The sequence below is a fragment of the Nonomuraea sp. NPDC001684 genome (assembly GCF_053596515.1).
The window spans coordinates 1-8,165 of the sequence record NZ_JBSFGJ010000423.1 but is presented as its reverse complement, the minus strand read 5'-3'; the positions used below and the strand labels follow the sequence as shown (position 1 = coordinate 8,165).

7 protein-coding genes are annotated in these 8,165 nt (G+C 72.5%); 2 read left to right on the top strand and 5 right to left on the bottom strand.

The genetic code is table 11. The annotated features are described in order from the left end of the window. On the bottom strand, window positions 1-292 hold a 292-nt coding region (locus ACWCSD_RS42255; protein WP_449923477.1), incomplete at its 3' end, for a hypothetical protein. A 246-nt stretch (window positions 293-538) separates the two neighbouring features. Between ACWCSD_RS42255 and ACWCSD_RS42250 the strand changes: the two genes are divergently transcribed. Continuing rightward, window positions 539-1,225, top strand: a complete 687-nt coding sequence (locus ACWCSD_RS42250) for a hypothetical protein (RefSeq protein ID WP_449923474.1) — start codon at window positions 539-541, stop codon at window positions 1,223-1,225. 204 nt (window positions 1,226-1,429) lie between these two features. Beyond that, on the top strand, window positions 1,430-2,695 hold the full coding sequence (locus ACWCSD_RS42245; RefSeq protein ID WP_397159776.1) for a valine--pyruvate transaminase: 1,266 nt from the start codon (window positions 1,430-1,432) through the stop codon (window positions 2,693-2,695). A gap of 71 nt (window positions 2,696-2,766) precedes the next feature. Here ACWCSD_RS42245 and ACWCSD_RS42240 read toward each other — a convergent pair whose 3' ends face one another. The 4 genes from ACWCSD_RS42240 to ACWCSD_RS42225 all read right to left on the bottom strand — a co-directional run. Beyond that, on the bottom strand, window positions 2,767-3,705 hold the full coding sequence (locus ACWCSD_RS42240; protein ID WP_449923469.1) for a hypothetical protein: 939 nt from the start codon (window positions 3,703-3,705) through the stop codon (window positions 2,767-2,769). Between the two features lie 109 nt (window positions 3,706-3,814). After that, a complete protein-coding gene (locus ACWCSD_RS42235) occupies window positions 3,815-4,414 on the bottom strand; it encodes a GNAT family N-acetyltransferase (RefSeq protein WP_397159780.1) in 600 nt (199 codons plus the stop codon). Between the two features lie 96 nt (window positions 4,415-4,510). Continuing rightward, the gene (bla, locus tag ACWCSD_RS42230) at window positions 4,511-5,482 is read right to left on the bottom strand and encodes a class A beta-lactamase (RefSeq protein WP_397159782.1); all 972 of its coding nucleotides are present in this window, start codon (window positions 5,480-5,482) and stop codon (window positions 4,511-4,513) included. Window positions 5,483-5,626: 144 nt separating this feature from the next. Next, a partial coding sequence (locus tag ACWCSD_RS42225; protein ID WP_449923465.1) for a LuxR C-terminal-related transcriptional regulator occupies window positions 5,627-8,165 on the bottom strand: 2,539 nt, incomplete at its 5' end.

Sequence of the window (8,165 nt, the reverse complement as noted above, 5' to 3'; positions counted from 1 at the left end):
TGGGGGCGGTGAGCGTGAGCAGGGCGACGGACTGCCGGGCGGTGGTCTCGTCCACCTGGGCGCGGCCAGGCATGTCGCCGGGGCGGTGCAGGGCGAGCCGCACGCCGCCGTCCGCGCCGTACAGGGACAGCAGGGCGGCGAGGCCCGCCACGAGGAGGACCGCCGGCTCCCGCGCGGCGTCCGGCGGAACGGGGATCGGCCGTTCCAGGGTCGTCTCATGCGGTCCCGGAGAGGCGTCGCCGCCCACTTCTGCCAGGAACGCCTCGATCCCTTCCTGCGGTCGTCGTGTCACTGGGAGCTCCCGTTCGACTGGTCAGATGGTCGCGTGAGCGTCTGCTCGCGTGATCGCGCCGGCTTGCTCGTCCGATCGCCTGCTCGCGGGAATCCGCGGGCCGGGCGCCGCCCCTACCCGGCCCGCCATGGGGGCACACGGCGACCGCCGCGCACGTCAGAGCCCTGTCACAGCACGATCAGCCGCATGTCAGGCCGGGTTGGCAGGAGGGAGGCGGACGCACGTCCCATCGACGAGGAGAGAACCATGTACACCGACTTCGAGCCGACCCCCCTGGCCGGCCAGGCCGTACGGCGGCTGCGGCAGATGCGGGACGACAACCCCGTCCGCAACCGGTTCCTCGAACGCATGGACGCCGGGACGCTCACGATGGATCACGTCAGGCAGCTCGTGGGCGTGACCCACAAGTGCCACCCCGCCGAGATCACGGCGTTCGCCACGCTGATCGCCCGCGACCCGCACCCGCTCGCGGTCGAGTTCTTCGACGGCATGCTCGGCCTGATCCACCGTGCCCGGCCCAAACTGCGCAAGGTGATGGCCGCCCTGGACCTCGACGAGGAACGCCTGCACCGCTGGCCGGCCGACCCCGCCGCCTACCAGGTGGCCGGGACGTGGGGCTGGCTCGGCTTCCTCGGCACCCAGGCCGACGCCGCGCTCGCCCTGTACTGGGACATGGTCCGCTACTTCCCCGACAGCGACGAGATGCTCGCCCGCCTGTCCAAGACCGGGCTCGACGTGCCGGAGGAGTTCGTCGCCTACTACGGCGGCGGGCAGTCCGACGAGCTCGAACGGCAGGCGCTGGCGGTGGCCGAGCACGGCCTGCGGCGCGGACAGAGCGCGGACGACGCCGTGTTCGCCGCCCGCCTGATGGAGGAGAGCATCGGCCAGTACTGGGCCGCCGCGGCCGCCGACCGGTACGAGCCCCGGCCCTGATCCCGGCGATCCCTTCTCGGAGACGCGACTCTTCGCCCCGCAACCTGGATCTTCGTGCGCGACGCCCGGCGGCGCGCTCCGCCCGTGCCGGCGCACGTCGTCACCGTCTTGTGCGGCGGCGACTAATGCGGTGGACTCGCTTGATCACGACAAACCGCGGGTGTGTGCCGGCGGCGGGCCAGATCCGAGAAGGGACACGCAAGAATGAAGTTATCGCGGAGCGGCCAGAAGATGTCTGACATGTCGGGCCTGCGGAGCATCATGGAGGACGTCGCGACCTCCACCGCCTCGGGCGCGTCCGACTGGCTGAACCTGAGCATCGGCAACCCCGCCCAGATCAAGGAGGTCATCGACGCCTGGAGGGACCTGACCGCGACCGTCGTGGCAGAGGACTTCGCCGCGACCAGCAGCCGCTACGGGCCCTCGCGCGGCATGCCCACCCTGGTGGAGGAGATCGTCACCTCCTTCAACGCCCGGTACGGCTGGGGCATCACGGCCGACAACGTCGTGGTGGGACCGGGCAGCCAGATGCTCTTCTTCATCGCCACCGCGCTGTTCTCCGGCCAGACCGCCGACGGCTCGTTCCAGCGCGTGGTCCTGCCCATGACCCCCGACTACGCCGGCTACCTGGGCCTGTCCACGGACCCCGACGGCGTGACCGGCATCGCCCCCGAGATCGAGCTGACCGGCGACAGGTCCTTCCGCTACGCCTTCGACTTCGAGGCGGTGGAACGATGCCCCGAGGTCGGCATGCTCCTGCTGTCCAGCCCCAGCAACCCGACCGGCCGCAGCATCGACGGCGACGAGCTCGCCCGGCTGGTCGGCCTGGCCCGGCGCCACGACGTGCCGCTGATCGTCGACCACGCCTACGGCGCCCCCTTCCCCCGCGTCGCCGCCTCCCGGGTGGCCCCGCAGTGGGACGACCACCTGATCAACTGCTTCACCCTGTCCAAGGCGGGCATGCCCGCCGAACGCGTCGGATTCGCGATCGGGCCGTCCCGGTACATCCGGGCGATGGTGTCGTTCATGGCCAACTCCGTCCTGCACGCGCCGCAGCTCATGCAGCGGGTGGCGGCCAGGGCGCTGTCCTCGGGGCTGCTGGACCGGCTCGCCGCCACGGTGATCAATCCGTTCTACCGAGCCCGCCGCCTGTACGCCGAGCGCCTGCTGGCCGACCTTCTGCCCGAGTCCGTCACCTGGCGGCTGCACGCCGGAGAGGGCGGCATGTTCTGCTGGTTGTGGATCGATCACGACTGGTTCGACGACATGGCCCTGTACCGGCTGATGAAGACCAAGAAGGTCTTCGTCGTCCCCGGCCGCCACTTCTTCGCGACCCCGGCGTCGGACGCCACGGCCGCGTCCCACGCCAGGCGGTGCTTCCGGATCAGCCTCACCGCCGACGAACACGTGATCGCCGAAGGCGTCGGAAGGATCGCCGAAGGCCTCCTGGAGCTGCGCCGCGGCTCCTGAAGGCCCGCGCCGCCCGGACCTGCCGCCTCCCATGAGCCCAGGCCCGGCGCGGCCCCGCCGCCGTGACGCCGCTACGGCAAGGCGGGCACGGCCGGCGGGTTGTCGGTCCAGCCGGTCTCGATCATGGTGTCGGTCGTGGCCTCGTTGAGGGACAGCTTGCCGCTGATCGCGGTCGTCCGGGTCTTGGACAGCAGAAGCATCGTGCCGGTGTCCACGATCAGGCCGGTCTGCTCCTTGATCGTCAGTCCGTTATTCTGCACGACCTTCGGGTGGTCGATCGACAGCGCCGCGCCGCCTCTGCCCATGCCGTCCTTGGACTGTCCCTGCGGACGGACAGCGGGCATCGTCAGCAAGACCTGGTAGGCCGCGGCGCGGACGTTCTTGGGCGCCGGAAGCTGATGGAGCATCTCCGGCAGCGCCCCGGTGACGAACTGCTCCACGTCGTCCTGCTTGACCCGTGAGACCCGCGCGGCCTCGGAGATCCAGGACTTCAAGCCGTTCGGGTCCGCGGGCAGTCGCTGGACCTCGTCGTACGTCAGCCACTGCCCGGCCAGGAAGAACTTGTCGTTACTGCCGCGCACGGGCCAGACGTGCCCCTTGTCCGGCTCGGTCGACAGCTTCACGACCTGGCCGTCGGCCGTGCGGGTCCACTTGGCCGGCGAACCGTCGCGACGCCACGCCTTCCGGTCCGCCGCGCTCTTCGGGTACGCCCCCGCGTTCCGGTATCCGAGCCACGCCTTGCCGTCGGGCGCCGTCCATTCCTCGGTGAGCGCCTGCTCCACCACCCAGTAGCGATTCGCGCCGCTGCCCATCTGGCGGGGACCGGTGCGCTGGGTCAGCACCCGCGTATGCCAGTAGGCGCCTTCCGCCGGAGCCGACGCGGCGGCCGCGAGCTGTGTCCGCGATGCCTCCGCCACGCTCGGCAGGCCCAGCAGGGCGGCGACGCCCACGGCGGCCAGGCCGGTGCCGACGGCGATCAGCGGCCGGACCCGTGCGGTCGCGAGCTTCATGTCTTTCCTCCAGAGGTCGGGAAATGCTGTCCCCACCCCATACGCGCGAGCGCCGCACAAGGTTGCCCGCGGCACCCGCGCCGGATTCCGTCCGGCTTCGACCGGGCCCTCAGTTCTCGGGGTCGCGCAGGCCGACGCAGTCGAAGGCCCAGAAGGGCTCCGAGTAGACGAATGTGCCCGTCATCCACGGCTCGTGAGCGGACAACCGGGCGACCTGGAACGCGGCTTCAGGGATGCGCAGCGACGGCGAACGGAAGCCCGCCGCGCAGGCACCCTCGAAGCCGCGCGTGCCGTAGTAACGCGGCGAACCCTCCAGGAACACCAACGGCACCCCCTGGCTGTCGGCCGCGTCGAGGGCGCACGCGATGAGCCGGGTGCCGATCCCCTGACGCTGGAACTCCGGGAGCACGCCCAGCGGTGACAGGGACAGGACGTCCACGATCCGGCGCGGAGCGTCCAACCGGGCCGCGCTCAGCAGGACATGCCCGACAACCCGGTCGTCAACGGTGGCGACGAAGGACATCGGCGCCAGCGCGGCCTCCGCAACGCGAAGCGCCTCCACGAGCCCGGGAACCCGCTCGCCGGCACCGAAGGCGCGCGTATGAACCTCCCGCACATCCTGGTGATCGTCAGCGGTCTCTCGCCGGATCACCAGCCCGGCACCATCGGGAGCGATCGGGAAGCCTTCGGACGCATCGCATGACGTCATGGCCGCGACGGTAGAGCACGGGACGACTCCTGCGCGAGGCAATTACCCCCAGGTCGTCACTGCCGGGCCAGCCCGGCCCGACCAGCCATATTCGCCCTACTTGGCGAGGCCGAGCCCGCGGACCAGCACGGTGGCCGCCTTGGCGATCACGCTGTTGTCCATGGTCGCGGCCGGGTCGGTGCGATTGGTGTAGATCGCGATGATCACCGGCGCGCCGGAGGGCGGCCAGGCGACGGCGATGTCGTTGCCCGGCGCGTACGCGCCGGTGCCGCCCCCGGTCTTGTCGCCGACGATCCAGTCCCGCGGCACCCCGGCCCGGATGCGCTCGGCGCCGGTGACGCCGGCCCGCAGCCAGTCGTTCAGCCGCTGCCGGTCCTCGGGGACGAGCGCGCCGCCCAGGCTGAGCTTCTGCAGGTCGCGGGCCATGAACGCGGGCTTGACGGTGTCGCGCTTCTCGCCCGGCTTCCAGTCGTTGAGCTCCGGCTCCCAGCGGTCGAGCCGCCCGACCGGGTCCCCGAGCGAGCGGTAGTAGCGGGTCAGCCCCGCGGGTCCGCCGATCTGCTTGAGGAGCACGTTCGCCGCGGTGTTGTCGCTGGCGGTGACGGCCGCGTGGCACAGCCGGTCCGCGGTCATGCCGTTCTTGACGTTCTCCGGCAGTCCGCTGATCGGCGAGTTCGCGACCACGTCCTTGGCCGTCCAGTGCAGCGTGCGGTCCAGCAGGCCGGGATCGGTCGTGCGGGCCTTGTTCAGGATGGCGCCGCACAGGATGGCCTTGAAGGTGGAGGCGGCGGCGAATCGTTCGCCGCCGCGGTAGGAGACGGTCTTCCCGGTGCCGGTGTCGATCGCGTAGGCCCCGATGCGTCCCTGGTAGGAGTCCTCCAGCGCGCGCAGTTGCTTCCTGACGCCGGCCGTGCCGCTCTCCGGCCGCGCGGCGGCGACGGCGGACGCCGAGCGCGTGTCGGCCCCAGCCGAACCCGCCAGTCCGACGACGGCCGCCATCGCCGTGGAGGTCGCCAGCACGGAGGCGCCGAGCCTGGTGCGCAGCTCTCCGTAAGGAACGTCTCTCATCCCGACTCCCCGATCTCGATCCGGGTCTTCCTGAGCGCGACCAGGAGACCAGAGGCGGGAGCGGGATGTCCAATAGCGATATGAGACCCCGAACCATAAAGATCCGGATATCCGCCCAGGTAACCGCTTCGCGCACCTCGACGCTCAGGCGACGATCGCGGCCAGCTCCGCCCGCGACGAGATCCCCAGCTTGGGGAAGGCCTTGTAGAGGTGGTAGCCGACGGTGCGCGGGCTGAGGTACAGCTGGGCCGCGATGTCACGGTTGGACGCGCCCGTGGCGGCCAGCCGTACCACCTGCCTCTCCTGCGCCGTGAGGACGCTGAGCGGGTCGTCCGGCCGGCGCGGGGCCGCGGGCACGTCGCCGGTGGCGCGCAGCTCCGCGCGGGCCCGCTCGGCCCAGAGCGCCATGCCGAGCCGGTCGAAGGTGTCCAGCGCGGCGCGCAACTGGGCGCGGGCGGCGGCGCGCCTGCGCGCCCGCCGCAGCCACTCGCCGTAGAGCAGCCGCGTGCGGGCCTGCTCGTGCGGCTGCTCGCCCTGTTCGTGCGCCCGGACGGCCTGCTCGTACAGGTCCTCGTCGTCCTCGACGAGGGCGCGGCAGCGCAGCGCGATCGCATCGGCGGACGGCACGCCGACGCCGGCCGCCCAGTCCAGGTAGTACGCCAGCGGCTCGCCCGCCAGCTCCGGCTCCTTCGCCCTGACCGCGGCCTCGATCCGGTCGGGGGCGGAGAAGACGGACACCGGCGCGTTGGCGGGCGAGATCCTCTCCAGCGTCCTCAGCGACGCCTCCGGACGGCCCAGCGCCAGCTCCAGCCGCCCGAGCCCGGCCATGGCCACCGCCTCGGCCGTACGGAGCCCGCGCGCTCTCGCCTGTTCCAGCGCGGTCGTGGCCGCCGTCCGGCAGCCGAGCTCGTCGCCCAGTTCGCCGCGCGTCACCGTGAGCAGCGCGGCGAGCACCACAGCTCCGTTCCACTGCCCCAGGTCGCCGACCACCGCGATGCTCTCCTCCAGCCTGGACGCCGCCTCGCGATACCTGCCGAGCAACATCTGCGCCTCCGTCCGGATCTCCACCGCGACGGTCAGCCAGCCGCCCATGTCGTGGGCCCTGCACTCGGCCTCGACGCGCGCCGCCATGGCCTCGGCCAGGCCGTAGCGCCCGATCGGCGCACACAGCTGGGCCACGAAGGTCAGCCCCGGCACCTGAAGCCCGGACAGATCGGGAGCGAGCACCAGCCCCCGCATGAGCGGGACGGCGTCCGACAGCTCACCGTTGGCCAGCGCGGACAGCCCGAGCGCGCCGCCCACCAGCGGAGACCCCACCTCGGGCAGCGCCCTGAGCAGCTTCGCCGCCTGCGCCGCCAGGCCCGGGTCACCGGCGTACCACGCGCACCGCATCGCCTCCACGAGCAGGTAGGCCGCCCGTTCCGCGTCGAGCGGGGCGACCCGCTCCGCGCCGGCGATGATGAGGTCACCGGCCGTGGCGGGGCTGCCCTGCTCGAACTCCCGATGGGCGCGCACCTGGATCAGATGGGCGAGGGCCAGCGGGTTCCTGATCTCCTCGCTGGCCCGGCCGGCCAGCGCGCCCGCACGGGCCAGTTGTCCCGCGTCGCTGGCCGCCACGGCCGCGGCGGCCAGCCGTACCGACCGCCTGGCGGTGTCGGGGGTGAGCTCGGCGGCCCGTTCGTAGGCCGCGGCCATGGCCGCATAGCCCGAACGCGTGCGCGCCCGCTCCGCGGCCGACTCCAGCTCGCCCGCCACGTCCTCGTCGGGCGTGGTCGTCGCCGCGGCAAGATGCCAGGCCCGGCGGTCGGCGTGCTCGCCGCCGTCGAGCACCTCGGCGAGCGCGCGATGCACGGCCAGCCGGGACGTCAACGGCGCGTTCCGGTAGGCGGCGGCCCTGATGAGCGGGTGCCTGAAGGTCACCGTGGCCCCGTTCACCGCGACCAGCTTGGCCTGCTCCGCCGCCTCCAGGTCCGCCAGCCGGGCGGAGAAGGACTGCGCGGCGCGCAGCACGATGCCGAGGTCGCCCGTGTCGTCGGCGGCGAGCACCGCGAGCAGCGTCTGCGCCGTGCCGGGCAGCGCCCTGATCTGCTGCCGGAACGCCTCCTGCACCCGTCCGGCGACCGGGATCGCGGTGAACGGGTTCGGCTGCCCGGCCTGCTGCTCCGCGGTGAACGCGGACGGCAGTTCGAGGAGCGCGAGCGGATTGCCGCCCGCCTCCGCCAGGACGCGGTCACGCACCTTCGGCGCCAGATCCCCGGCCGACTCGGTCAGCAGCGCGACGGCCGCCTCACGGTCCACGCCCTCCAGCCACAACTCGGGCAGCCCGTGCGGGTCGAACTCCTCCCGGCCCGCGAACACCAGCGCGACGCCCTCCGCGTCCAGCCGCCGCGCCACGAACACCAGGGCGTCGGCGGAAGCCCGGTCGAACCACTGCGCGTCGTCGACCAGGCAGAGCAGCGGCCCGTCGCCGGCGATCTCGGCCAGCAGGCTGAGCAGGGCGAGCCCGACGAGGAACCGGTTCACCGGAGCGGTCGCGCCCAAGCCCAGCGCGCCCCGCAGCGCCGCCGCCTGCGGTTTGGGCAGCGCGTCGATCCGGTCGAGCTCGGAGCGCAGGAGCAGGTGCAGGGCGGCGGACGGCAGCTCCGCCTCCGACTCGATGCCGACCCCGTGCAGCACCCGAACC

Excerpts from the sequence above, each read along its gene's own strand:
- ACWCSD_RS42250 (WP_449923474.1), top strand. The coding sequence starts at position 539 with ATGTACACCGACTTCGAGCCGACCCCCCTGGCCGGCCAGGCCGTACGG.
- ACWCSD_RS42245 (WP_397159776.1), top strand. The coding sequence starts at position 1,430 with ATGAAGTTATCGCGGAGCGGCCAGAAGATGTCTGACATGTCGGGCCTG.
- ACWCSD_RS42240 (WP_449923469.1), bottom strand. The coding sequence starts at position 3,705 with ATGAAGCTCGCGACCGCACGGGTCCGGCCGCTGATCGCCGTCGGCACC.
- ACWCSD_RS42235 (WP_397159780.1), bottom strand. The coding sequence starts at position 4,414 with ATGACGTCATGCGATGCGTCCGAAGGCTTCCCGATCGCTCCCGATGGT.
- bla (WP_397159782.1), bottom strand. The coding sequence starts at position 5,482 with ATGAGAGACGTTCCTTACGGAGAGCTGCGCACCAGGCTCGGCGCCTCC.